Below are 26,231 nucleotides of genomic sequence, written 5' to 3' on the forward strand. Positions count from 1 at the left end.
ATTATGAATTTTGATTTAAATTAATTGTTCTACGAGGCTTCATTTTACTTAAATATTTGGCAGGAACAGGCTTTTTTGTCATTACACGTTTGTTACCTAAATGTTGCTCCAATATATCCATAGCTTCATGAGCCTTTTCGTTTACATCATTTGGTAAATAGTCAGAATCTGTTATAATGGTCCCGTCTTTTAGTATAGTAAATTTAATAGAGGCAAATGGTTCATCTTCTAGTGGGTCATACGATTTTGCCTCCATATAAAAACTAAACCTTTCTTCTTCTGTAGGTGTAAAAGTATAATTCGATCTATAGGTAAATCCGTTTTTTTCAAATTCAGAGATTAAAGCATTTTTCGAGTATTCAGCATTGAGCTCTTGAAACTTTTCCTTTAATTCTTCTACTTTTACATGTGCATTTGGCATATAATAAGTATTGTAAGTAACCTCGTTAGTTGACACATCTAATTTCAAGGCAAACTCACCATTGAAGTTAGAATCATTTCCAACTTCAGTAACCAATAATATATTGTTTTGCAAAGAATACTTCCATCCTAACGTCTCACATGCAGCCATTAAAACATTAGCATTCATTATTTGAGGGTTTCGTACAAACCTAGATGATTCAAATCTTGACATAATTATAACGAAAATAACAATTCTTCAATATTTTTTAATGGATCATGGTAATCATCTTTATTCAAAAAGATTTTATCTGGAAACAATTGCTTTACCAATTTATTACCCAATCTGATATTATAAAAAGCATACAACTTTTCATCTATAGCTATAAATACACGAGAAGCTCCTTCTTGTTTATCTTTTAATATATTGTATTTGAATAGTTTCCTTAATTCTGAGCTGCTCAATAAAGCAATCAACTTATCCTTCCACTTGTCCCCAATATTTGCTTTTATAGCATTATCGGATAACGACAAGTAAAAGAGAGCTGTGAGATGTTTTATAATAGATATTGAATCTGTAGGCTCTAATTCATAGAAGGACATTGTTAAAGATAAAATCTTATCATAGGATTCTGTATTACCTGCATCATTTTTCTTTTTGGGTTTATATGAATCACTTGCATTATTCACCTTTGACTTCATTGTGGATGAATTAATTAGCTTCTGCAAGTGAATAATTACATTTTGAATATCATCACTTATGATAGAGCCATTGCCTGCAGATGATAATTTAAACAATTTTGCCCTATAAAAACCAACCTCTTTTTGAGATAGGCCATTTGACATTTTGCTTTCAATTTCATTCTTTAATGCCTCTATCTCTTTTGTAAGCAGGTCTGATTTTGCCATAGTTCTACGTTCCTCAAGAATATTGTCGTAATCAATAAATAATTCCTCAAGGTTAGCATCTTTTCTAAAATACTCAATCCTCTCATTTTTGTAGTTTTGTACATCGGCAGAAGGCAATATGGAAATCTCTTGCAATGCTTTTTCAATGTACTTTTCTGCAAATTGTTTCTTTGATAAAAGATATTGATTAATTGCAGCTTGATAATGAGCAAGACACATCTCTTCTGTTCTAACATGAGTGATATTTTTAGATGTCACAGAAAATGATAGAACGTTAAAACTTCCTGTAAACAATACACATTGACCATTTTTTACTTCAATAACATTCTTCTTATGGAATGCAGGAAGCTCAACATGAAAGAACTGTTTACTGTATTCAGTTTCTAAAGTTTCAAGTGCTTTTTGGGATTGGCTTCCTACCATCTTATCCTTGTGGCTGTCAAGCCCTTCGTCTGGAGCAGAGTAAGATATGAACACTTTACCTCCTTGTTTAAGATAATTCTTGATTAAAGGAAGTCTGTTGCGCATAAATGTACCATCTGCTACCCATGGACTGGATAACCATATTTCATCAGGTTTGTCAGTTTGGAAAATATTATGCAATTCGGATTCAAATGCAATAGTATCATATAATGCACGTTTATGAAGCCTTTCTGAAAGATCATTAGAATTAATTTCCTCTGCCTTTTTATTTTCTTCATTTGCTATAGATTGCTTATCCTCTTGCTCAATAAGTTTCTTTTCTGCTGTAATAATATTTGCTACATCTTCCTTTACCAAAGGATCAGACTTGGCAAGGTCTAAATCATTGTAAATCGTAAGGTCTTCACTCTCACTTGCAGCTTGAAGCATTTGGGAAAACAAAGTCTGTTTTAAATCTTCATCATCTTCAATTAATTGAGATAACTGAGGCAAAACACTCTGTGTTACATCGTCATAAACAATAGCCCTGACTTGTTTTGTTCTAATGCTCTGAACAAAACAAACTATCAATTCGTACTTATAAAAATTATGATTTTGTGGGGTTGCATTCTGAAGAATAAATCTTTCCTTTGAACTCTGCATATTTGATGCTTGTATTTCAGAAAGCGCTTTTATTTCTTCAAAGCTTAGAGGGGTTAAAGATTCTTCCTCTTTTAAAAAATCTGATTCATTGATAAGTTGAATATCATCAGATGAGATACAGTCACGTAAACCGGCAAAAGAATGATTATTATTTAAATACCAAAGTTCAAAATCGGAACTAAATGATTTCATTCTCTCACCATGAGCGGCAAATTCTTGTCCCTGTTCCGTGATAAAATATGCGGACTCGTCACCCGTCACAAGATTGTATCGAATCATAGAGTCAATAGCATTACGAATCATCTTTTGTTCAGCAATGTCATGCTCTATATCCAATCCTAATATTTTGCCAATATTGGAAAGTGATGTTTGTCCGTCAATACTAATTATTCCAACAATGGCTTTCTCAAATGCTGAAATTTTTTCCGGTTTGTTTGTAACTCCTTTATATAACTGAGCTACAAACTTAATAGTATATGGTATATATCCGATAATGAGTTCAGATATTGCTTTATTTTTATCAATGACATTATTGAGGCGTTGATCCAACGTCTCTTCAATAGTTTCCTTTTTGTCAAAATCCTCTTTTAGAGGTTGTGACTTAAACTTCTTAGACTTTGGGGTAAAATTTTTGTTTCGTCCCTTGTTATATGTATTTTGTTTCATCTTACCAAATGTTGAAGTTGTTTAATATCAAAATGGTCCATCTCATCAATTGATTTTTTATAATGAGCATTTTCTCTAAAGAAGTCTCTATTCCCAATGACAATTAGAAGTCTTCTTGCACGAGAGAAACCGACATTTATACGTCTAATATCTTCAGCAAATCCGTAATGTTTCTCTTTATTGCTTCTCACGGTTGAAATTATGATTATGTTACGCTCCATACCTTGGAACTTGTCCACTACATTAATTCTACAAGGAAGTGACTTGTCAATTTTTCCATCCTTGTACATTTCTTTAATTTTACCATATTGTGCTCCATAGAAAGTTATTATACCTATTTCTTTATCTTCTGGTTTTTCTTGAGAATCCATAAACTTTTGGAAACCGTCTGCTTTTTGCAAGGCTTTAATGACTGTTTTAATAGCATCTAGTTCACCGTAATTTACATATGATGTAGAGCCACTCGGCTGGCTTTCATATGTATTTACATTAACCCAAATAGCATGTGTTTGTGGTTCAATAAACCCAGGAATAGTAAGTCCATGATAACGACTTCCTCTAGCATTATATTGTTCATTATCCATGTCTTCATCAGCAAGTCCACATTTCAGACCTTCTTCAAGTTCTTCACTATAGAAATGACCAATCGTATCCATAATCTTTTTATGCATTCGGTATTGTGTATCCAAAGTTGCGACTATTGATGGTTTGAGTTTGAATGCTGTTCTAAATAATATTTCAAATTGTGACTCCTTGAAGCTTTCGATGGTTTCTGCCAATACTTTTTGATTTGCCTTTTTCAAGGATGTTATGATGTTATTTTCATTCATCATCGGTGGAAGCTGTTTATGGTCACCTATGATGATGATTTTCTTTCCCCATACCATAGGTACAGACATCTCCAATGGTGTAGCCTTACTTGCTTCATCCATAATAACAACATCAAAAGCATTCTCATTGTTACCAAACAAATATTTATATATTTCTTGAAGTTGTTTGGAGCCACATATACTACAAGTGGCAGCAACAAGATTTACATTACTCTTATATGCTTCATAGAAATACTCTCTTGTATTGCGATCTCTGACAGTAAGATCCCTCTTCCATTGATTTATAACAGATGCATACTTAGTATCATCTGTCATGCCTTTAAGAATGGAGTCTATCCAAATGTTTGTACCATTGTCTTCATTCTCAGCACTTGGTTTAATACACCAATCTTCCATAAAGTCCAACATGTACCTTTTTGCTTCTATTCCGATTTCTTTCTCCGTTGATGCATTCTGGATTCGTACAGGTCTAATACCTCTACGCCCCTGCAATCTTTCAAGAGCATTGTCAACTGCAAGGTTAGTTTGTGAAGTTAGAAGAATCTTCGAATCAGGTTTCTTAAGTATTTGTTGCCATATAATCTCTGCAATAACAGTTGTCTTACCTGTACCAGGAGGGCCTTGAATAATTGCAATATCAGGAGCAGAAACAGCTTTTGCTACAGCCTCCAATTGCTTATCATTAAGGAACTTTTCAATTTTTGTTTCTGTTATTCGTTTCTTAACCTCTTCAAGATTCTCATCAAATTCACCTGCATATCTAGGATCAAATAGGAAGTCACATAATCTTGGATTAGCAGGTGCAGGAATCCTTTTAGTTTTTGAATGTGGATAGAACTGGTTTGGATTGGTAATTCGCAACATTGAATCGGCCAATCTTTGTAACTCAGAAGATTTGCCAACCATCGGAAATTGCAAGTAGTCTCCAACATGTATAAATCTCTCAACTCGTCCTTGGGCATTGCGATCCTCCATGTATTCAATAAATTCTGAGCTAATTTCAAATTTAATACTATTGAGTTTTCTTCCAATGCATTTTCCTAGCTTCAAAGCATTTTTCAGCATTTGAGTTCTGTTATTTCTCAGTTCTTTAATTTCATCATAATCCTGATACTCTTCCTCATATGCCAAATCTATCGCTTCATTAATAGCATCATATTCATTAGCCTTGATGAGATTTACGTTCTCATTTATATAACCATTTCTAAGATTCTTTTCAAATTTTATATTTAATTGATGGTCAAACTCAAAAGACAATATAGTTTTACCTTCATCATTTAAATCATATTCATTTGTAAGCAAAGATGGGTATAAAGTTATACTAGAGTTGATAGCATCATGAAATGAAGCTAATTCTTCCAACTCAGTATACTCAATAGTGTAATTGAGAACCTGACATGTTTCATCATTTTCAAAAGAGGCTGTAAAAGAAGGAGCAATCTCAGTTATTTTTTCCGCTACCTCCTTATAAACTTTCTTACAATAGCTAATATCATCACTTAATAATTTGATAGCAACAGAAGGATGATATTCCGGTTCTTGAATACTTAAAGATTCACCACAATGTTGGCGAACTTGAGAAAGTAATTCTATATAGTTGTTATAATCAGCTGGATAAAATTCAACCAATCCTGATGCTGCTTTAACTCTAATCCGTTTGTTAGAAACAAATTTTAACTGCATTTCACGCAACAATCCCTTATTCGGAATTACAAAACAGCCATAGTCGTATTCTTTTTTTATGAAGGTCTTATTATCATATGCAGCAATAACCTTCTGGTGCATCTCGTATGCAGTGTTGAAAAAAGAATAAGAATCATTAGAAGTAAAAATATATGAATTCCCACTTACAGAAAGACCTTCAATTTGCACATCTGGTCTAAAATCTGTAGGTGTAAAGATAGCTCTGCAAGCAGCAATTCTTATACTTTGTATTGCTTGAGAGTTAAAGTTAAGATAACTTTTTCCCTGAGTTTTTATAAGTAGTTGACCACTAACAGAATCAAGTACATCTATCACTCCTGGCATTTCTTTAATCTCAGATATAATTGAAGCTATATTTTGGTTGCTTTTAAACGATGCGACTATAACAGTCCTGCGTTCAGTTGTCAATGTTTCAGGATAATCAGATTTTATTAATTCTTCTAGATATAACGCTTGACTATCATCGTTAAAGGTATATACCCCATCTGCATAGCTATAGTTCGGATCATAATCATTTAGGTTTGAATTTATACTCTCCAACAAATTATCAAGATTTTCTGATGACTTAAGTGTTAAACTACCAGAAAGAATATGCTTTACATCTTCAGCTACTTTATAGCAGTTATCAGCTGCTACATTTGATAACTCTTCAAGAATTTCTTCTGTTATATCAACGTAACCGACAAATGATATTTCTCCTTTTTTATTTGTTACAAAATCTATATTAGGATTACGGTATTTTGTAGCTTGAACATTTTTTATAGCTGAAGTCAATCTTTCCTGAAGAGTTGGAGCTTTAACTTTTAATGTTAATGTATTATACGTGCGGTTATTATAGTGCTCTTTCTCTATGGTTCCGACTTCTTCTACAATAAATAATTCCTTCTTATCTGTATTTAAAGCTCTTTCACCATCAATATATGCTTTCCACATTTTTCGAGATTGTTCTCTATTTATCTCTCTTACTGGTTCTTTCAAGGAAAGAAGACTTGTACAGAAATCCTTGATTTCACGATATGATGTCATAAGGTCATTGCGATCGAGGAAATCCATAAAATTGTGGTTTATGTATTCTTCAGCCATGAATTTCAGATTCATGCTCTTATATTCAGAGGGATCAGTTGGGACAACAAATTCTTCGTCTGAGATATAGCTTAACGAGAATTCAGTTAGATTTTGTCTTGGCGTAACATATATAGATAACTTCAATTCTTCGATAATAAATTGATATTTTCGAAAGTCTTTCTTGGTCTTTCCTTTATAAATAATTTTGCATTGATGGACACCAAGAATAGATTCGAAAATTTCTTTTGCTGTCTGAGTTGTAGATTTAAGATAATTCTTGCTACACTCAAAGGCTTGTTGAGAGTATACAATAATACATGGCGTTGACTCCAGTACCTCTGTAAATAATTCTTCCGTGAATGTTCTATCTAATTCAGCCATATTATTTTATTTTAGATAAACTATACTTATGTTTCGGTCGTACATATTTAATTGAACACGTATAATTTCCTCATTTTCAATAAGTAAAACTACACCATAATCCGCGAATGAAGCCCCCATGCTATCATACCCATAACCACGAAGTTGAACTATATTGTCGCTAACATTAGTAATGCGCATACGTTTTGGAGACATCTGTATATTGTTCTGCCACAAAGGGTGCATACCGTCCAAGTTAAACATAGTGACGGTATATCCTTCTCCATCTTCAATATTTTTTTCTATAACTAATCTTCTATTTGCTCCATAGTTATGGCCAGATATATCTTGATTATTTTGAAATCTTACGTGATCTGAAGAGGTGAAAGTAACAGAACCTTTTGGTGGGAAATTATTGCCTTCTATGAGATTTTTAATGAATTTATCCATTGTTATTTGTTTTTGGTACAAAGTTAATTAAATGTCCAAAAAGTGACAAGTTTATATTTGTGCAATGTATGAGTATTGTTACACGAAATCATATGACATAAACAATTATTGTACAATGTAATGTACTATTGTAACTTTTATAGTTAAATAAAATATGCGATTCAGATTTCATCTATCTGAATATTCTGGTTTATCCATCCCAAATCACAAATGTGTTGCACATTTCTTACCAAAAAAACTTGGTTAATACATTTGTCACAAAATCAATCAATACTTGAAATGATACAAACTCCGGTTATAGTGACATTTGCAAATCAGAAGGGAGGTGTGGGAAAGACTACCCTTTGCATCACCTTTGCCAACTATCTGGTGACAAAAGGTGCAAGGGTTGTGGTGATAGACTGTGACTTCCAGCACTCCATCATGAAATGCCGAAAGGCAGACATCAGAAAATACGGTGAGCAGGAAATGCCATACGAGGTATGGGCATACGAAGCCAACGACAAAGCGATGATGACTTCCCTTATGGAGAAACTTCACAACGATCCAGAAATAGATATTGTACTTATGGATTCACCCGGCAGTCTGAAAGCAGAAGGGCTGATACCCATGTTTGTCAACTCGGATATCATTATTGTTCCATTTCACTATGACCTGGTAACCGTTCCCTCCACAGCCAGCTTCCTCATGTTTGTTGACCGGCTGAAAAAAGCTGTCGGTGAAAGGATGAAAGCCAGACTCTTCATCATTCCCAATCTGAATGACGGAAGAATCGGCAAACGTTCCGAACTGCTTATCTGGGACAATGCAAGGGATACCTTCTCCAACTATGGATACGTCACTGCGAAGATTCCCAAACGTGCGGATATGGAACGGTTCAGCACCATGGCGGCACTGGATATGCAAGCAGCTATCGTTACATCGGTCTTTGATAAGGTCTATCAGAGTATCTTCGATACACTTCAACCGATAAGGGAAAAAGAACTCAAAGGCATACAGCTGACGGAAAATCTGAATCCCAAACCTAAGAAGAAAAAGAAGGCACAGCCGTGTGATGAAGCTTTACAGGACATTACCGGCCAATCTGAAACCAGTCCTTCAGAAAATGGCAACTGCAATCAGAATAAAGAACTATAGTAATCAGTAAACTTCAATAACCATAGCACTATGAGTAAGGATATACCGGAAATAGATGACCTGACAAGAGGTATCAATGATTCAGAACTTATATTGACGCATGATTCCGTAGAAACTCAGGTTGAGCAAAGAGAGAATAATAATGAAGCACAGGAAAAGGATACTGCTGTTTCCCTTTCGGATACAGGATGCTGGGATGACTTCATGGAATTCCTGCAATCGGACGGTTCGGGAACGGACAAAACTGAAAGGCTTGTCTGCAAGCTTGACCGTGACCTTGCGGATTCACTGGACGACTGCGATATACATGGTAGATGCCGCTCTGACCTGGTGAATGCCATTGTAAGGGCATTCTTCAAGTCATACCTGCCACGTCTGGCAGAATACAGAAGAGAAAAGAAATCGTTGTTTAACAGTTATAATCTGTAGGATATGAAAAAGACAGACTGGACCGACAGGATGCTGGCCGCTCTTGTCGAGCTGTATCCGGTAGAAACCACGGCCTATACAGCAGCAGTTCTCAATCTGAGCGAATCGACCGTCAAGCTGAAAGCCCGTGAGCTTGGACTTGTAAAAATGGCCAAATCCAGATGGATGGAGCGTGCCGACTATATCAGAAACCACTTTCAGGAGTGTTCCTTCTCTGAGATAGGGAAAGCTCTCGGCATTACCCGGATGAGTGTCGGACGCATAGCCGCTGCACTCGGACTGAAACGCAGCAGTGAAGAGAAACACCAGATTTCCTCACGTATCCGTACCCAGATGGTAAAGAGGGAAAGACGGCGTATCGTCTTCGGACTGGAACCGGTCACAGGTATCCGTGTCATCTCAAACAGGGCAAAGGTAAGGGTACGCTCAAACTTGAAGTCAAACGGATACATCATCAGTGAGGAACACAACGTGATTTATTATACCGGCACTACGGAACGCAGGGAACGTCTGGAAAGCCGGGGCATCAGACTGGGACTGCATATCCTTCCGCTTCCGGAGGACAGTTCCGCTCTTTCATCCAACATCATATTACAACAGCCATGCAGTACGGACAGATAGTATTCCTTCTCTTTGTGGCAATGGTATTCTACTATGCGGCAATGATTTTCATGGACTTCCAGAGGACGAAGGCCGCACAGAATGCCGAACAGGACAGCCATAAAGAAGAGGATATTGACATATCGGAAGAGGCGCGAAGTTTCAGACCGATAAAGATAAACCGGGATGAACCTGAATCAAAAGAAGGAAATCCCCAACAGAATAATACGGGGAATCCCGAATCAAATAATGAAAGTAATAATTCTGACGGTACAGAGAAATCTGCATCCAAATCAGAATCTTCCAGACACGTTTACCGAGAGGCCATCATGACTGACGGCATTCTGGTTGAGAATATCATTCAGGAAATAAACCGGCTGGCAGAGACCGGTACCAGTGACCTCGGTGCCGTTATCTTCAGCTGTGAGAATGCCTGATATATATACCGTTCCTTTAGTGACATCTGTTTCTTTGGCGATGAAATCATTTAATATTATTCAGAAATGCAGATAATAAAGAAAAGTGCCCGGAATCTTACGGAGCGTTTCATCGGTTCAAGTTTTGGACAGAAGTGTGTGATGGCGGCCATTGCACTCGTTATTTCCACATCAAATGTAATGGCAGGAAGCAAGGGAGCAGCAGGTTTTACCAAGGCCACCCAGGAAGTCAGTTCCTATCAGACTCCGGTATCGAACCTGATGAAGGCCATTGCTGCCGTTATCGTTCTGGTCGGTGCCTTCAACGTCTATTTCAAGATGCAAAACGGAGACCAGGACGTGAAGAAGACCATCATGCTTACCATCGGAGGCTGTATCGCATTCATCGCACTTTCGGAAGCTCTTCCGCTGTTCTTCCAGTAATCCTTTCCCGACATGACAATGAATCAGGAAGGATACCCTGTGTTCAAGGGATTGCAGAAACCGCTGGAGTTTATGGGCATACGCGGCCGTTTCCTCACTCTGGCAGCGGCAGCCATAGGCGTATCATTCGTAGGCTTCATCGGTTTCTCAATCACCTTAGGGAAGATTGCAGGGTTCATAGCCATGATGGTCATGGCACTGGCGGGACTGATAACCATCTACATCAAGCAGCGTGGAGGACTCCACAACAAGAAAAGGGCAAGAGGCATCTATATCTACAGAAGCCTTAGAAAAGAACAGTAAATCACTTTATACAGTATGGCACACAAAAGGAAAAGAATTTTTGACGGACTCTATGCACAACTGGAGGAGACGGACGGCAATGTCGTGCTGTTCTCGGCCAGAGGTGAGCCGTCCGTTATCTTCGAAATAACCAATCCGGTCCAGCAGCTCTGTACGGATGCGCAGCAGTACATGCTGTTTCATGACGTGCTATCCAATATTCTTCAGACCATCGGTGAGGGATATGCACTGCAGAAGCAGGATATTATGTGCAGACAGGCATATCATCATGACGTGCCGGATGATGCGGAGTTCCTGACAAGGAGCTATTTCAGGTACTTCGAGGGAAGGGAGTTCACAGAGATAAGGACTTTTCTTATCCTCACCCAGGAGGCCCAGAGAAGCCAGTTCATCCAGTATGACCCGAAGAGATGGCTCGATTTCCATTCCAAGGTATCAAAGACGGATGATATTCTGACGGAGAAGCATATCCGGCACAGGAAGCTCGGCAAGGAGGAAGTCAGCGAGTACTGCCACCGTTTCATGGCATTCCAGTTCCGGCACGGACCGTTCTCGATGACCAACTTCAAGGCTTCGGACGAATATCTCAGGACAGGTGACCGGATTATCCGTTCCTATCCGCTGGTGGATATTGACGAGATTAATCTGCCTTCCATGATAAAGCCGTACACGCAGATGAACATCAACGGCTACGGTATCGCAACCGACCTGCTTTCTTTCCTTACCGGCGTCCCCTACTCGGACTGTGTGGTGTTCAATCAGGTCATTCAGATACCGGGACAGAGGAAGCTGCTGCGCAAGCTCCAGGCCAAGGCGAAGCGTCACGGTTCCATGCCGGACCCGAGCAACCGTATTGCAAAGGCCGACATTGAGGAAGTGCTGGACAGGTTGGCCGTTGACAGTACCATGCTTGTGTACTGCAACTTCAACATTCTGGTGAGTTGTCCGCCTGACAAGGTTACTCCGGTAACTTCCTTTCTGGAGACAAAACTGTACGAGTGCGGCATCATGCCGTCAAGGACAGCCTACAACCAGCTGGAGCTTTTCATGGACAGTTTTCCCGGTAACGGCTATGCCTTCAATCCGGACTATGACCTGTTCCTGACACTTTCGGATGCTGCCCTGTGCTTTTTCTTCAAGGAGCATCTGAAGGAGTCTGAGGATACACCGCTGACCACATACTACACCGACCGTCAGGGACTGCCTGTCTGTATCGACATTACCGGCAAGGAAGGCAAAAGGAAAATGACGGACAATGCCAATTTCTTCTGTATCGGTCCTTCAGGTTCCGGAAAGTCCTTCCACATGAACAGTGTGGTACGTCAGCTTCTGGAACAGAATACGGATGTGGTCATGGTGGATACGGGCGATTCCTACGAAGGCATATGCGGATATTACAAGGGTACATACATAGCCTACTCGAAGGAGAAGCCCATTTCCATGAATCCCTTCAAGGTCACGAAAGAGGAATATGAGCTTAATTTCGGTGAGAAGAAGAACTTCCTCAAATCGCTGATATTCCTGATATTCAAGGGTAACGCATTTCCAACAAAGATTGAGGACATGCTGATAAACCAGACCATCGTGGAGTATTACGAAGCCTATTTCAATCCGTTTGAAGGATTCAGCGACAGTGAGCGTGAGGCACTGAGACAGAAACTGCTGGTCGCCGCCAAGATGGAGGATGACTATGAACAGTACACGCACAGCATGGAGGACATCGACAGGCAGATAAATACGGAAGAGGTTCAGGAGAAGGCTGAAAGCCGTGCCCTGCTGCTGCCTTCCGAAGTACGCCGTCTGAAGCTGATCCGACAGTGCCGCTCACTGACTGCTCTGATAAATGATGAAGCGGCCACAGAATCGGAAAAGGAACGTGCACTTACTATCATAGAAAAATATAAGAGGGAACTTTATAACAATTCCATGCTGATTAAGATAGACAGGCAGATTGACCACATGGAGGAACAGAAGCGCAGGCTGAAGGTTCAGGAACTCTCGTTCAATTCCTATTATGAGTTTGCCCTGGAACGCATACCGCAGATTACACAGCTGGAGAAAATCAGTTTCAATATACATGACTTTGCGGCCATACTGAAACAGTTCTACCGTGGCGGCGAGCTGGAGATGACGCTGAACTCCGACCTGGACATCAACCTGTTTGACGAGCGTTTCATTGTATTCGAGATTGACAAGATAAAGGATGATCCGGTGCTATTCCCGATTGTGGTACTGATTATCATGGACGTGTTCCTGCAGAAGATGCGTATCAAAAAGGGACGGAAGGCTCTTATCATTGAAGAGGCATGGAAGGCAATTGCTTCACCTACCATGGCGGAATATATAAAGTATTTGTATAAGACCGTCCGGAAGTTCCACGGAATAGCCGGTGTGGTCACACAGGAACTTAATGACGTGATTGATTCCCCTATTGTGAAGGAGGCCATCATCAACAACTCGGATGTGAAGATTCTGCTTGACCAGACCAAGTTCAAGGACAGGTATGAGGATATTGCAGCCATTCTGGGACTCACTGACATACAGCGTCAGCAGATATTCACCATCAATGCGCTGAACAACCACGAGGGAAGAAGCTACTTCAAGGAGGTGTGGATTTGCCGGGGACAGCACTCGGATGTGTACGGCGTGGAGGAAGCACCTGAATGCTACTGGGCATATACTACAGAACGTACCGAAAAGGAGGCACTGAAGATTTATCTTGCCCGGTACGGTACGCTGCAGGAGGCCATCACCCGTATCGAGGAAGACCGCAAGGCGGACGGAGGGCTTCTGTATCTGGAGTTTGCAAGAAAAGTCAACCAACATCAAAAAGTTATGTCACTATGGTAAAATTCAGATTCATGCTGATTGCGGTACTGCTTGTATCGGCATCAGCCAATATGTCTGCTGCCTGGAGAATCGTATTCGACCGTAACTGCCTGAAGATTGTCATGGCCAATACCGCTTCACAGAAACTTATCGAGGAGCAGCACAACCAGCGTGTGGATACCATCGCCGCCAAGAAACAGAAGGTGGAACTCTATACGGTAAGCATGGCTACCATGAAGGAGCTCTACAAGTTGAGCATGGAGAACATATCCGGTTTCGGAACTGAAAGTCTTTATTACAAGGAAATAGGTCTGTGCGCTTTGGATATTCTGCGAAATGTTCCGGTACTTGTCAGCACGGTAAACAAGGCCAGATTTTCAAACAGGCTGCTCTGTCTGAACGAGCTCGGCAACCTTGTAGCGGAAACACAGCAGCTGGTCGGCAACTTCGTCAATATCGTGAACAATGCCAGGATTCCCAATCCGTTGCAGGGACAGGCAACTGCAGAAAAAAAGGATGACGGCTACAATCTGCTTGACAGGTATGAAAGGCTGACACTGGCCAACAGTATCTATACTGACCTGAACAGGATACGCTACAAGGTGGAAGGGATGGTTCTGATGGCACAGTATGCCACTGCAAACGACCTCTTCTTTGCCATAGATCCTGAAGGATGGGCAAATGTGGTGACCATGAAGAATCATGTGGGAAATCTTGTACAGGACTGGAACGGACTGGTGGCTTCAAATTATTAACCTTTCATATATCTCTGTCATGAAACTCAGGAATATAAGTATCATATCAGCCGGTATTATAATGCTGTTGCTGCCTGTAAAGGCTTCCGCTTTCATAATACCCAAAGACCTGCCGACCATCGAAGCACTCATTGCCCTGCACAAGGCCATAAAGAAGGACGAGGACAAGGCTCTGACAAGAGTGGCCACAAGCTATGGCGAGCAGTCGCTCATTGAAAAGGGTGCGGAAAAGTTCAATGATGTCCGTACCACTCTGGATACAAGGCTGAACAATGCCTATTCGTACCTGGTACTGGCCGGTGCCATTTCTTCAACGGCCAACTCACTGTATCAGCTGGTAACGGAATACAAGGACTTTACCGGTAATACTTTCAGTCATGTATTAAAGAAGCCTTTCGTGGCCTGGTATTATGCAGATGCCAACGTGGCAATATCAAGGGAGATACAGCACTGCTACAGACTGTATGCATCCGTAGCCGCTTCGGGTATAAACCTGATGAAGGCCTCCATGGATGAAAAACTGAATCTGGTAATGACACTGAAGGCTTCCATCGACAGGGCAAGGTACATAATAGACAATGCTAATCTGTATTGTTTCCTTATCACGGACTGCGGATGGAAGCCGGACTATATCTGGGAGATACTGAACTCCAATGTGAAGAATGAGATAGCTGAGCGTGTAATCAATAAATGGAATCAGGGTTATGCAGGTTAGAAGAATATTTACAATAATCATGTGTCTGGCAGTATCATGTATCATATTTACATCCAATGCCCAAAGCATAGTCAGTGACAGTGAAAAGCAGAAGCAGTGGAAGTCTATGGAAAACGGTCCGTGGGATTTTGCTCCTGACTGGTATTACTTTTTCCTGCATAAGAAATACTCAGGTGCGGAAATGTACTGGAAATGGGACTGGTTCAACTCTGGATTCCGTGTCCGTTTCAAGGAACCAAAGTCTGATGTGAAGCGTATCATGCCGGTGCGTGTAACTGCCGAAGAGACGCAGAGGCAGAAAATCAAAAAAGTGGAGAGTGAGCGCAAATATATCGAGGAACTGTATAAGGAAGAACTGGCAAGGGAGGCTGACAGAAATGTTGACCTGATGTATGCCACTTACAAGGACGAGTTCAACCGTATGCAGGACTGTATTACGTACGGACTGCTCTATTGTATGCAAAAGAGTGACGGCAAGCTCCGCTATCAGGTGGACGAGCTGAGCCGCCAGAATGAAATACTCTGTGCGGATATAGCCTATATACACAAAACCGGTGTCGGCTATGGGCTGGAGAATGCCAAGCGGCAGAAGGCATACGAGGAAGCCAAATCTAGGATGGCAGAACTGGTCAACAGGACTGCACACCTTTGTGCCGTTGCCGCTACACATTATTGAAAAAGAAGTAAAAACAAATAATATTTTAAAATATGGATTTATTGTTTATTCCGCTGACAATAGGACTTCCAGCCATTGACGAAAGTCTGGAAAAGCTGCTGACGGCCATGGAGACATTTCCCAATGTGGCCGTTCTCGGTGATGCCGTTTCAATGGCAAAGGCTCTCGGTCTGTGCCTGGCCCTGTGTGTCGGTTCATACGAATGCTGGATGATGATGCTCGGAAGGCGTGGTATGGATGTCATGAAGCTGTTGCGCATCATCGGCATTTCCCTGTGTATTTCATCCTCTTCATGGATATGCTCGGCTCTGCAGGTTCCGGGAAAGAGTCTGGAGTCCGCTACATGGGCTATGGCAAAGGCAAAGAACAAGGAAGTGGCGGCCTTCGAGCTGAAGGTGGCACAGAAACAGAGTGAATATCTTGACAGGCTGAGAACCGTGCAGGACTCCATTGCCACGGCAAAGCAGGTGGCCGAAATCGGTCAGGATGCTGCATGGTGGGACAAGCTGATATATAATGTGGAAAATCTGGGCTCGACCATCAACAACTACGCACAGAGGGCTGCCGTGGCGGCTGAGACGAAGGTCAGTGAATGGATAAACGATGTCATACGCTTTGTCGGAGAACTGATTTTCCAGATGTCGTATTACGGGATGCTCGTGGCACAGAGGATTTTCATGGCCATCATGATGATATTCTGTCCGATCATGTTTGCCCTCTCGCTGGCACCGCCATGGAACTCGGCCTGGAGCCAGTGGATGTCAAAGTTCCTTTCCCTATCGTTATGGGGATTCGTGACCTATATGTGTATCTATTATATAGACTTCATCCTTCTTTATAACCTGCAGCAGGATCTGGTGGCATATGACCATCTGCTGCACGGCTCGGTAAACTCCTGGGAACAGATCGGCGCACTGGGACTGCAGGGAATAGGCTCCAACTGTATGTATGCCATGGGTATGCTCGTGGGTGCCTATATCATACGCTTCGTTCCTGAAGTGGCTTCGTGGCTGATTCCGGGAGGTGTAAGTTCAGGTACAGGTTCCGTTGCCGGTTCGGCTGCAATGGGCATCACTTCGGCTGCAGGTGGTATGGCCGGAAGTATGGCAGGTTCTGCCATGAAAGGAACGGGTTCAGCTGTCAGGTCATTGGTCAAATAACTTAAAATATTTCATTATATGCTTATCGAATCACTTGCACAGAAAACCAGACTGGCCATGATTACGGTTTTTGCGGTAATAGTAGGATGCACCGTCATCTGTGCCTTTACAGTCTGGTGCTGCATTTCCCTGGTCAATGAGGAAAGGCAGCAGATTTATGTACTTGACGGGGACATCCCGTTTCTTGCCGAGCGTGCACGGCTGGAAGCCAACTTCACAATGGAGGCCAAGGCGCACATACAGCTGTTCCACCAGTATTTCTTCAATCTGCCGCCCGACAACGACTATATCAAATGGACGGTAGGGAAAGCAATGTATATGGCTGACGGGACTGCACTGAAACAGAAACAGGCCATGGACGAGAACGGTTTCTACTCGGACATCATTTCCTCTTCGGCTGTCTGCACCATCATGTGTGACTCCATTCAGTTTGACGAACATGAACGGAAGTTTACCTATTATGGTACGCAGCTTATCAAGCGCAGGACCAGGGACATCAGACGCTCGATGGTGACAACAGGTTACATCGAGTCCGTACCGAGGACAAGGAACAATCCGCACGGTCTGCTCATTACAGGCTGGAGGACTCTTGAAAACAGGGATTTGGACTATTGATATGCTGACATTATGAAATCATTCAGAAAAAAGATACAGGAAAGCCGTCTGAAAACGCATCTGCTTGTCAGGTCGTGGCTGCAGCCCAAGCTGGGTGCCATCGGTACAAGATACCGTCTGTCCGCAAGAATCAGACTGGCCAACAGATGGGCAGCAAAGCATCCGAAAGCGACATTCGCTGGTGTGGCAGGGACACTGCTTCTGCTACTTGTCAGTACCGTTGCCATAGATTCGGGCAACGGGAAACAGAGTGAACCGGATGTCAGTTCGATTGCCGGTATGGAGCCGGTGTTTCATGGATTCCGTACCATCCAGGCAAACAAGGACATTCACCGCAGTGTATTGACGGACATGACGGTGAAGGGACAGTTACTGCGTCATGAACTGGACTCCATGATTGCCATACCGGTTAAGAGCCGTGAGGATTCCTTGCGGATCATCCTCAAATACCGGCAGCTGGAAAATATAGTCAAATCCATTAAAAACAATGATAACCCATGATTAAGATTAATTTCAAACAGCCCAAGTATATCTTTCCGCTGGTCATATTCGTTCCGCTGTGTGCACTGGTATACTTTGTGATGCAGACTTTCTCTGGCGGTGAGGAGACTGCCGGAACGGTAGCTACAGACCGTATCAACATGGAACTTCCCCAGGCCAATGCCGAGGAAGCCGGAGACAAGATGTATGAGATGTCCAGACGTTTCGGTGACGAGGATGCCTTCACGGCCGTCAGCGGTATCGGGGAGGAAGAACAGAAGAAGGAGGAACTGGAACACGGCTACAGCGAGGAGGAACTGAACCGTCTGGATGCAGCTGAAGCTGAAAGACAGCGGCAGCAGCAGGAGCTTGAAGAACTGGAGCGTTCGCTTGCAGAATCCAGAAAGCATATCAATGCATATGCCTACGGTAACGGGCCTTCGGAAAACGGTGGAACGGCTTCCGGAGGTATGGGCTATTCCTCACAGGACGAGTTTGCACGTGACCTTGAAGAGATTCAGCGAAGGAGCTATGAACGGCAGAAGGCCATTGAAAGCGGACTGGGTATCAAAGACCCGGAAGCGGAGGAAGCGGAAAGAAAGCACAGGGCTGATTCCATAGCCAGAGTACGTCAGGAGGAAAGGGAACGCAACCGTCCGAGTCTGGTAATCAAGTCCGATGACACCAATGCCGACAGGTTCAATACGGTTAATGCTCCGGATGAATTTGCCGAGAACAGGCTGATACGTGCCATGATTGACCAGACTACAAAGGCGCATGAAGGTACACGTCTGCGGTTCAAGCTTCTGGACGATGTGACGGTAAGCGGCACAAAGCTGAAAAAGGGTACTTACCTCTATGGAACGGTAACCGGTTTCGGACAGCAGCGTGTCAGGGCTTCCATAACCAGTATTCTTATCGGCGACAGGTTCATCAAGGTTAAGCTTTCTGTATTTGACAATGACGGTATGGAAGGTTTCTATGTTCCTGAATCGGCTTTCAGGGATTTCATGAAGGATGCAGGTTCCAATACGGTACAGCAGAATATCAGTTTTGAATCCAGTGACGGTTACAGTACAGGTATTTCCACGGAGGCCATTGCACTCCAGTCACTGCAGAACATGTATAACTCTGCAACTTCTGCCATATCTTCCAATATCAGAAAGAACAAGGCGAAAATCAAGTACAATACTATTGTTTATCTGATAAATTCGGAGGATGCACGCTAATATACCGCTACTTAATATTGCGTTTATATCCGATTATAACAGTACCATTCATAAACTATAAAGATTACTCAATATGAAAACCAGAATTTTTCTGATAATATGCCTTATCACAGGCATAGCCGTACATCTGTCGGCCAACGAGAAGATATACATCAACCGGGAAGTGACTACGCACATTGTCATGCCCGAGAACATCAAAATGGTGGATATTTCCACTACTAAAATTATAGGCAACCAGTGTACAGACAATATCGTCCGCATCAAGCCTTATCTGGAGAATGATTCCATATCGTCGGAAGGTTACAAGGAAAACGAACTGCTGGGTACACTCACCATTATCGGTGAGCGTCATATCGCACAGTATGACATCCTCTATACCGAATCACCCAAATATGCTTCTACCATCTACAATGTATCCTACAATGAGACACAGTCCTATATCAATCCGGAGGTTTCCATGCCTATGGCCGAGATTGCACGATATGCCTGGGCTGTCTATGGAAGCAGAAGAAAGTTCAACCAGATTGTATCAGACAAAAACGGAATAAGGGCATACATCAACAACATCTATTCCATCGGTGACTATTTCTTTCTGGACTATACGCTGAAGAACAGGACTAGGATTGCATACGACATTGAGGAAATAAGGGTAAAACTTACTGACAAAAAGGAGACAAAGGCAACCAACTCACAGACCATAGAGCTTACTCCGGTATTCTCCATGAACAACACCCGTAAGTTCAAAAAGGACTACAGGAACGTGCTTGTGATTCCGAAGCTGACTTTCCCTGAAGAGAAGGTGCTCCGTCTGGAGATTTCCGAGAACCAGATAAGTGGACGTGTAGTGGTACTCACCATCGAGTATGAGGACATTCTCAATGCAGACGGCTTCGACTCGGATATTCTGGACGGTGCCGACTATTACCCCTACTATTATATTGATCATTCCATAAAAAGATAGGCCATGAAAAAGATTCTGTTCATTCTGTTGTGCTCGGTTGCATTCATCGGTACATCGGCACAGACCGGAAAGGTTTCCGTCAATGCCGGATTCCTTTTTCCAAGTACTCTGAATGCCACTTTGGGTTATGAGTTTCCGCTTTCATACGGAAATGCGGTCGAAGTATACGGTGAGGTCGGGAATCACTGGCAGAAACCGGTATGTCACAATTTCTGGAAAGGATATTTCTGGGATGGAGGTATGGTTTACAAACATCGTCTGGCACGGTACAAGAACGGCATGATGCGCCTTCGTCTGGGGCCACAGTTCGGTGCAGTACAGAAGAAGTTCTTCTTCGGACTGGAGGCCGGATTTGAATACAGCTATGTGTTCCGCAGCGGACTGGAGTTCTCTGTCATACAGAAGAACAATGTGAACTTCCTGCATGGGGATACCTTCCGCAACGGTCTGCTGTTGGGTATAAAGATTCCTTTCTGACAATATAAATCTTACGGCGTATGGCATTTGAGGAGACAAGAGAACAGCAGCAGATGTACAACTACTTCAGGAGCTGCATCTATATCTTTCTTATTATTGAAATCATCATGAACCTGCCTGTTTCGGCAGACAATAGGGTTACACAGTTCGTACTCGACCTGCTGGCACGGTTCAGGGTATTCAATTTCGTATCGGGATGCAAGGTGGCCGAACTTATATGCATCTGTATTGTCTGTATTGGCACAAAGGCTGAGAAGTCACTGAAGTTCAATGTAAGGACAATGGTCATCTATCCGGTACTGGCCGGTCTGACACTTGTAGGGCTTTGTTTTGTATTCCATGGCATGAGTTTCGGATTCAGCTGGCTGGGGTTTCCTGCCAACCGTCTTCTGTATGCGGTCTGTTCGGTGGTGGGTACCATGCTGGTACATCAGGGACTGGACGGCATAGCCAAGTATTACAACTACAAGGTTGGTGAGGACCGTTTCAACTTCGAGAACGAATCGTTCCAGCAGTCGGAAACGCTGGTCTGCAATGATTACTCGGTGAACATTCCGATGATATACTACTGGAAAAAGAAGATGCACAAAGGCTGGATCAATATCATCAATCCGTTCCGTGGCACGATTGTACTGGGTACGCCGGGTTCGGGTAAGTCTTTCGGTATTATTGACCCGTTCATCAGGCAGCATTCAGCAAAGGGATTTACCATGATGGTATATGATTTCAAGTATCCGACACTGGCCAAGACGCTTTTCTACCAGTACTGCAAGAACCGCAAGGCAGGCAAACTGCCTCAGAACTGCGGATTCCGTACCATCAACTTTACTGATGTGGAATACTCCAACCGTATCAATCCGATTCAGCGGAAATATATCCCGGATCTGGCTGCCGCTTCTGAAACGGCGGCTACTCTGCTGGCCTCACTCAATAAGGGAGGTGGAGAAAAGAAGGGCGGTTCGGAAGCTTTCTTTACCAACTCTGCGGAAAACTTTCTGGCTGCCATCATCTATTTCTTTGTAAACTTCCATCCGGTCGGGTTCAGGAACGGTAAGAAGCTCAGACGCTTCATATCACTGGAGGGAAAGAAGCTGGAGATTGTCATACGCAACTGGGATGACTTCAATGCCATAGACAAGGACGGTAACGTGGTCCTTGACTTCGTGGATGAGAACGGCAATGATGTATCGACTGACGAGGACCGTATGTTTGTGGACCTGAACGGATACAGCTATAAGGACAGAACCGGCAGGAAGATTCTGATTAAGAGGTGCTGGTATGAGGACGAGCATGGCAATGAGGTGGAACCGGATACCGTAACCGGCGAGTTTTCGGACATGCCGCATGTGCTTTCATTCTTGGGAAGGCCATACGACCAGGTATTCAATATCCTGATGCAGGATGACAGGATTGCTTCGCTGATGGCTCCGTTCAAGAGTGCATACGAGAACAAGGCGAATGACCAGCTGGAAGGTATGGTCGGTACGCTTCGTGTAAATGCTGCACGTCTTGTGTCTCCGGAAGCTTACTGGGTATTCACCGGGGATGATTTCGACCTGAAGATTTCTGACAAAGCCAATCCGAGCTATCTGGTGATTGCCAATGACCCGGAAAAGGAACAGGTTATAGGTTCTCTTAATGCCCTGGTTCTGAACCGACTTATTACAAGGGTAAACTCAAAGGGTAACATCCCGGTTAGCATCATCGTGGATGAGCTTCCGACCCTGTACTTTCACAAGATAGACCGTCTTATCGGTACGGCTCGTTCCAACAAGGTTGCCGTAACTTTAGGTTTCCAGGAGCTTCCTCAGCTGGAGGCTGACTACGGCAAGGTCGGTATGCAGAAGATTATCACTACCTGCGGTAATATCTTCATGGGTGCGGCACGAAACAAGGAGACTCTGGAGTGGGCACAGAATGATGTGTTCGGAAAGGCAAAGCAGACCTCACGTTCCGTTTCCATCAATGACCACAAGGTATCAACCACAATATCCGAGAAGATGGACTTTCTGGTTCCTGCAGCCAAGATTGCGGATATGGCTACCGGCTGGCTGGCCGGACAGGCGGCACGTGACTTTACGGCTACCGATGACAGTATGCTTGACCATTTTGACATTGAACAGTCGGAAGAGTTCAGGACTACAAAGTATTTCTGCAAGACGCACTTTGACATGAAGAAGATTAAGGACGAGGAAAAGCACTATGTGGCTCTACCCAAAATCTATGAGTTCAGGAATGACAAAGAGAAGGAAATCCTGCTCAACCGTAACTTCAAGCGTGTGAACCAGGAAGTGGAGGATATGGTAAAGGAACTTCTCGGTATCAGTTAAATATACAGCCTATGAATCTGACTTTAAAATCAAAATCCGGACTTAGCGGCAGTGCCCTGAAAGTCATTGCCATGATTTCCATGGTGATAGACCATGTTGCTCTCTATCTGATGGAACAAGGTACATTATTATACGAGACGATGCGCTGTATAGGGCGCATTGCTTTTCCTGTGTTTGCCTTCCTGATAGCGGAAGGGTTTATTCATACAAGGAACAGGTACAGGTATTTCTTTACCCTGCTGGGCTTTGCCGTAATCAGTGAAATACCCTGGTATCTGCTCAATGGTGCTGACGGGACACATAATGTAATGTTTACCCTTGCCTTGGGAGTTGCCACGCTCATGGTTCTTGAAAATTTTCTGCAGCGTAGTCTAGTACTTGGATTTCTTTGGACATTTGGCATGGCCGGACTCGCTTTCTGGTTTGGAGTGGATTATGAGTGGAGAGGAATTCTTGTTATTGTTATATTTTACCTTTTTAATGGATATGACCACTCTTTCATATATAGTAGAGGTCTGCAATTTTTTTGCATATTTGTTTTGATGATACACTACGGGGTAATCGGCTCTGTAATGGCTTGCATAATTCTTTATGTATATAATGGAACAAGAGGATTTGTGCAGGGAAGCATAGCAAAATACGGTTTCTATGCTTTTTACCCTGTACATTTAATTGTTATTATTTTGTGATAAATCTTTTATTTATCGATTTCGTTAATAGAATTTTCTATCTCAACTCGTATCCTCTGTTTTAGTTTGATTCCTAGTTTTATATTATCTAAGTCATCTAAACATTCATTGCATTTTTCTAAATAAATCTTTTTATTAATTTCTTTATTCTGATACTTTTTTTTGATTGTATAAAATCTATCCCTTACTTTCTTAATATTATTTAGAAGGGTAATTAATCCTTTTAAATTATCTTTAATTTCAATTTCCGCATTCCAATCTCCTTCTGATTCTATTATTTTAAAATCGTTATGTTTATAAATTTTCCAAAAATTTTTAACACACTCTATGTTTGTAACCGCATTATTCTTTTCACTATAAACAAAATGACTAAAAGATTTACTAGAATTAAATATTTGAATCCAGAAAGGTTCACAAGCTATAGGCACGTACTTTGGATTACTTGAAGCACCACCTAATCGCACAAATGAATTTATATAATAATTAGGATTTTCTATTATTGCTTCCTTTATCATTGAACAGCACGTTTTATCCAATATAATTTTCCGAGAATCAGGTTCCAGGTTATCAATACATGAATAAAGCATAGACATATGTGATTCGTCTATATTACGATTTTTATTCAAATGCGCCAAGAAAAATGTTTTATTATAATTCAACAACTCTTCTTTTGAAAATAATATTTGATTTTCTCTAAATTCTCCATCACAATGATTTATTATTAATGTACTCAATAAACTGTGACATTGAGGATTGTCTTGAATAATCTTTTTTACGATATTTAAGTATTCCTCAACATTATCAAACTTATACTTATCTACAAATAATTGGGCGGTTGATTTATACAATAAATTAAGAATAACCATATATATATGTATCTTGTATATATCCGAAGAAATGTAAAAGGAGCACTCGATAAATCTTTTTAGCTGGTTTTTATCTTTAAAGGTTAAAATATTTCTTGTATCAAGAAACTCAAAAAAATCATTCAATTTACCCTCATTTTTCCATTTTTCAATACGTTGTTTAAAATCTTTATTCTCTGGATTCAATACATACTTCATATCCTCTTTCTTTAACATTCCATAAATCTGATTAATGAAATATATGTCAAATGACTTTACAGAGAATATCCTTCTATAATTATCCTCATTAGGGTTTCTTTCAGAAGGAAATAGTCTTTGGATTATATCATAATATTTATTATTTTTATCAATGTTTTTATTAATAATATAATAATTATAATCATCTATCAAGTATTCCTTTTTATAAAGCTTTCTATGAATATCAGGATTTTTATATTTAAGCAAGCTTATTAAAAGGTAATCTCTAAAATCTACTTCATCCTTAAGTTCATTATAATCAGTAAGAAAAAGATTTATAAATCTTTTTGCGTCTCTTATAGATAAAATATATTTAGAAAGTATGTCAATATTAGCTCGCAATGGAGCAGTAAACAAAGCATGATTCTCATCTGATATTTTTAATCCATCTAAAATGCTTTTCTCTATATATAAATGAATAGTATTATAAGGTCTGATTGGTAAAATAAACTCATAATTAAAAAATTTATCTGAGAATAAAGATAATTCATCTGCATATTTATCACTTATGACATTATTAATTTGTTTCTTATCATATGCAGTAATAAACACTGTATTTGGAAATGAAGCATTGCCTTCTATTAGTTTAAACACCTCAATTATTTCACTTGCAAGTAATCTGTCAAGATCTTCAATTATTATAACTACTTTACAAGGAAGTTTTTTTAATGCCTCTGATATATTGTTTTTTGAATTAGCTTTACTATTAGAATTAATGAGTTGTCTAATGGTTTCTATAATTTTTTTATTATCTAAAACCATTAATGCCTTCATATACTCGTTGAACATTGAATTGAATTCCGAGTTATATGGTTTCAAAATATTACATAATTCAATGAAAAAATCTTTCTGAATATTTTTTACCTCATTTGAATTTCTAGGATTAAATCTAAGAAAAATAAATTTTTGTCCTTTGATTTTACTTAATTCACTTTCTAATAAATTAAGAAAGGAACTTTTACCAAAACCCCATGGAGCAACAATGCCAATACTCCATGATTTACATAAATTTAGATTGCTAATTTCTTTAGAAAGTAACGTTGCATGTGTAGAATAATCCAATAAATCTTCTGAATTATATTTTATAGGATCATCTTTTATAAGTTTATTCTCAGCATGTATAGTTATTGCATTTTTTTTGAATAATAAATTGAATATACATATACAATCTAACACGAGTAATAATGAAAATATAACATCAGTATAAGATATAAATCCTATGAATTTCTTAAAAACATATATCATCTATAAATCTATACTTTATATAAACAATACATGAAAACAATATGATTATCAATTGTTTGCTACTTAATAAATATTTATTTTTATAGCACCTTAAAAGTGTATTTATAGAAAAAAGCACCAATAAAAGAACAATTATTTTGAGTAGTAAATTATTGGGCACATCTAAAACATTAAGAAGATATTTATTAAA

At 40.8% G+C, this 26,231-nt stretch carries 23 protein-coding genes; 18 read left to right on the forward strand and 5 right to left on the reverse strand.

What is annotated here, in order from left to right; genetic code table 11:
- Position 1: 1 nt before the first annotated feature.
- Genes CZ225_RS10535 through CZ225_RS10550 form a run of 4 tightly spaced genes read right to left on the reverse strand, consistent with a single transcriptional unit; the run spans position 2 to position 7,448 of the window.
- On the reverse strand, positions 2 to 589 hold the full coding sequence (locus tag CZ225_RS10535; RefSeq protein ID WP_192920497.1) for a hypothetical protein: 588 nt from the start codon (positions 587 to 589) through the stop codon (positions 2 to 4).
- 47 nt (positions 590 to 636) lie between these two features.
- Positions 637 to 3,039: a phospholipase D-like domain-containing protein gene (locus CZ225_RS10540; RefSeq protein WP_005836490.1), complete on the reverse strand. Its 2,403-nt coding sequence runs from the start codon at positions 3,037 to 3,039 to the stop codon at positions 637 to 639.
- Positions 3,036 to 7,019, reverse strand: coding sequence for an AAA domain-containing protein (locus tag CZ225_RS10545; RefSeq protein WP_005837649.1), 3,984 nt, complete (start codon positions 7,017 to 7,019; stop codon positions 3,036 to 3,038). The genes CZ225_RS10540 and CZ225_RS10545 overlap by 4 nt, the downstream gene beginning before the upstream one ends.
- A 6-nt stretch (positions 7,020 to 7,025) precedes the next feature.
- Positions 7,026 to 7,448 carry a hypothetical protein gene (locus CZ225_RS10550; RefSeq protein WP_005837648.1) on the reverse strand — a complete coding sequence of 141 codons (423 nt, stop codon included), beginning with the start codon at positions 7,446 to 7,448 and terminating at the stop codon, positions 7,026 to 7,028.
- Between the two features lie 279 nt (positions 7,449 to 7,727).
- On the opposite strand from CZ225_RS10550, the gene CZ225_RS10555 reads away from it, so the two are divergent.
- The 18 genes from CZ225_RS10555 to CZ225_RS10640 all read left to right on the forward strand — a co-directional run bounded on the left by CZ225_RS10555 (position 7,728) and on the right by CZ225_RS10640 (position 23,693).
- Positions 7,728 to 8,585, forward strand: a complete 858-nt coding sequence (locus CZ225_RS10555) for a ParA family protein (protein ID WP_005837647.1) — start codon at positions 7,728 to 7,730, stop codon at positions 8,583 to 8,585.
- A 30-nt stretch (positions 8,586 to 8,615) separates the two neighbouring features.
- Positions 8,616 to 9,014 carry a hypothetical protein gene (locus CZ225_RS10560; protein WP_005837646.1) on the forward strand — a complete coding sequence of 133 codons (399 nt, stop codon included), beginning with the start codon at positions 8,616 to 8,618 and terminating at the stop codon, positions 9,012 to 9,014.
- Between the two features lie 3 nt (positions 9,015 to 9,017).
- Positions 9,018 to 9,635, forward strand: coding sequence for a hypothetical protein (locus tag CZ225_RS10565; RefSeq protein WP_005837645.1), 618 nt, complete (start codon positions 9,018 to 9,020; stop codon positions 9,633 to 9,635).
- The gene (locus CZ225_RS10570) at positions 9,617 to 10,051 is read left to right on the forward strand and encodes a hypothetical protein (RefSeq protein ID WP_005837644.1); all 435 of its coding nucleotides are present in this window, start codon (positions 9,617 to 9,619) and stop codon (positions 10,049 to 10,051) included. The genes CZ225_RS10565 and CZ225_RS10570 overlap by 19 nt, the downstream gene beginning before the upstream one ends.
- A 66-nt stretch (positions 10,052 to 10,117) precedes the next feature.
- On the forward strand, positions 10,118 to 10,474 hold the full coding sequence (locus CZ225_RS10575; protein ID WP_005837643.1) for a DUF4134 domain-containing protein: 357 nt from the start codon (positions 10,118 to 10,120) through the stop codon (positions 10,472 to 10,474).
- 12 nt (positions 10,475 to 10,486) lie between these two features.
- Positions 10,487 to 10,777 (forward strand): hypothetical protein, encoded by a 291-nt coding sequence (locus CZ225_RS10580; protein ID WP_005837641.1) that lies wholly within the window; start codon positions 10,487 to 10,489, stop codon positions 10,775 to 10,777.
- Between the two features lie 15 nt (positions 10,778 to 10,792).
- Complete coding sequence (locus CZ225_RS10585) at positions 10,793 to 13,627, forward strand: TraG family conjugative transposon ATPase (protein WP_005837640.1); 2,835 nt, start codon at positions 10,793 to 10,795, stop codon at positions 13,625 to 13,627.
- Entirely contained in the window at positions 13,621 to 14,361 is a 741-nt protein-coding gene (locus tag CZ225_RS10590) for a hypothetical protein (protein ID WP_005837639.1), read from the forward strand. Before CZ225_RS10585 ends, CZ225_RS10590 begins: the two co-directional genes overlap by 7 nt.
- A 61-nt stretch (positions 14,362 to 14,422) precedes the next feature.
- Positions 14,423 to 15,076, forward strand: coding sequence for a hypothetical protein (locus tag CZ225_RS10595; protein ID WP_034535704.1), 654 nt, complete (start codon positions 14,423 to 14,425; stop codon positions 15,074 to 15,076).
- Complete coding sequence (locus tag CZ225_RS10600; RefSeq protein WP_005837637.1) at positions 15,066 to 15,752, forward strand: DUF5045 domain-containing protein; 687 nt, start codon at positions 15,066 to 15,068, stop codon at positions 15,750 to 15,752. Before CZ225_RS10595 ends, CZ225_RS10600 begins: the two co-directional genes overlap by 11 nt.
- Positions 15,753 to 15,784: 32 nt before the next feature.
- On the forward strand, positions 15,785 to 16,912 hold the full coding sequence (locus CZ225_RS10605) for a TraJ family protein (protein WP_005837636.1): 1,128 nt from the start codon (positions 15,785 to 15,787) through the stop codon (positions 16,910 to 16,912).
- Between the two features lie 18 nt (positions 16,913 to 16,930).
- Positions 16,931 to 17,527 (forward strand): conjugative transposon protein TraK, encoded by a 597-nt coding sequence (gene traK / locus CZ225_RS10610; RefSeq protein WP_005837634.1) that lies wholly within the window; start codon positions 16,931 to 16,933, stop codon positions 17,525 to 17,527.
- 12 nt (positions 17,528 to 17,539) lie between these two features.
- Entirely contained in the window at positions 17,540 to 18,028 is a 489-nt protein-coding gene (locus CZ225_RS10615; RefSeq protein WP_005837633.1) for a hypothetical protein, read from the forward strand.
- The gene (locus CZ225_RS10620; protein ID WP_005837632.1) at positions 18,025 to 19,236 is read left to right on the forward strand and encodes a conjugative transposon protein TraM; all 1,212 of its coding nucleotides are present in this window, start codon (positions 18,025 to 18,027) and stop codon (positions 19,234 to 19,236) included. Before CZ225_RS10615 ends, CZ225_RS10620 begins: the two co-directional genes overlap by 4 nt.
- Before the next feature lie 73 nt (positions 19,237 to 19,309).
- A complete protein-coding gene (gene traN / locus CZ225_RS10625; protein WP_005837631.1) occupies positions 19,310 to 20,197 on the forward strand; it encodes a conjugative transposon protein TraN in 888 nt (295 codons plus the stop codon).
- A gap of 3 nt (positions 20,198 to 20,200) precedes the next feature.
- Positions 20,201 to 20,674: a hypothetical protein gene (locus CZ225_RS10630; RefSeq protein ID WP_005837630.1), complete on the forward strand. Its 474-nt coding sequence runs from the start codon at positions 20,201 to 20,203 to the stop codon at positions 20,672 to 20,674.
- Between the two features lie 20 nt (positions 20,675 to 20,694).
- Positions 20,695 to 23,004 carry a type IV secretory system conjugative DNA transfer family protein gene (locus tag CZ225_RS10635; protein WP_077154048.1) on the forward strand — a complete coding sequence of 770 codons (2,310 nt, stop codon included), beginning with the start codon at positions 20,695 to 20,697 and terminating at the stop codon, positions 23,002 to 23,004.
- An 11-nt stretch (positions 23,005 to 23,015) separates the two neighbouring features.
- Positions 23,016 to 23,693: a TraX family protein gene (locus CZ225_RS10640; RefSeq protein WP_005837627.1), complete on the forward strand. Its 678-nt coding sequence runs from the start codon at positions 23,016 to 23,018 to the stop codon at positions 23,691 to 23,693.
- Positions 23,694 to 23,701: 8 nt separating this feature from the next.
- Here the strand turns inward: CZ225_RS10640 and CZ225_RS10645 are convergent, their stop codons facing one another.
- On the reverse strand, positions 23,702 to 26,041 hold the full coding sequence (locus CZ225_RS10645) for a KAP family P-loop NTPase fold protein (protein ID WP_005837626.1): 2,340 nt from the start codon (positions 26,039 to 26,041) through the stop codon (positions 23,702 to 23,704).
- Between the last annotated feature and the right edge of the window lie 190 nt (positions 26,042 to 26,231).

The organism is Bacteroides bouchesdurhonensis (assembly GCF_900155865.1).
Taxonomy (GTDB): Bacteria; Bacteroidota; Bacteroidia; order Bacteroidales; family Bacteroidaceae; genus Bacteroides; species Bacteroides bouchesdurhonensis.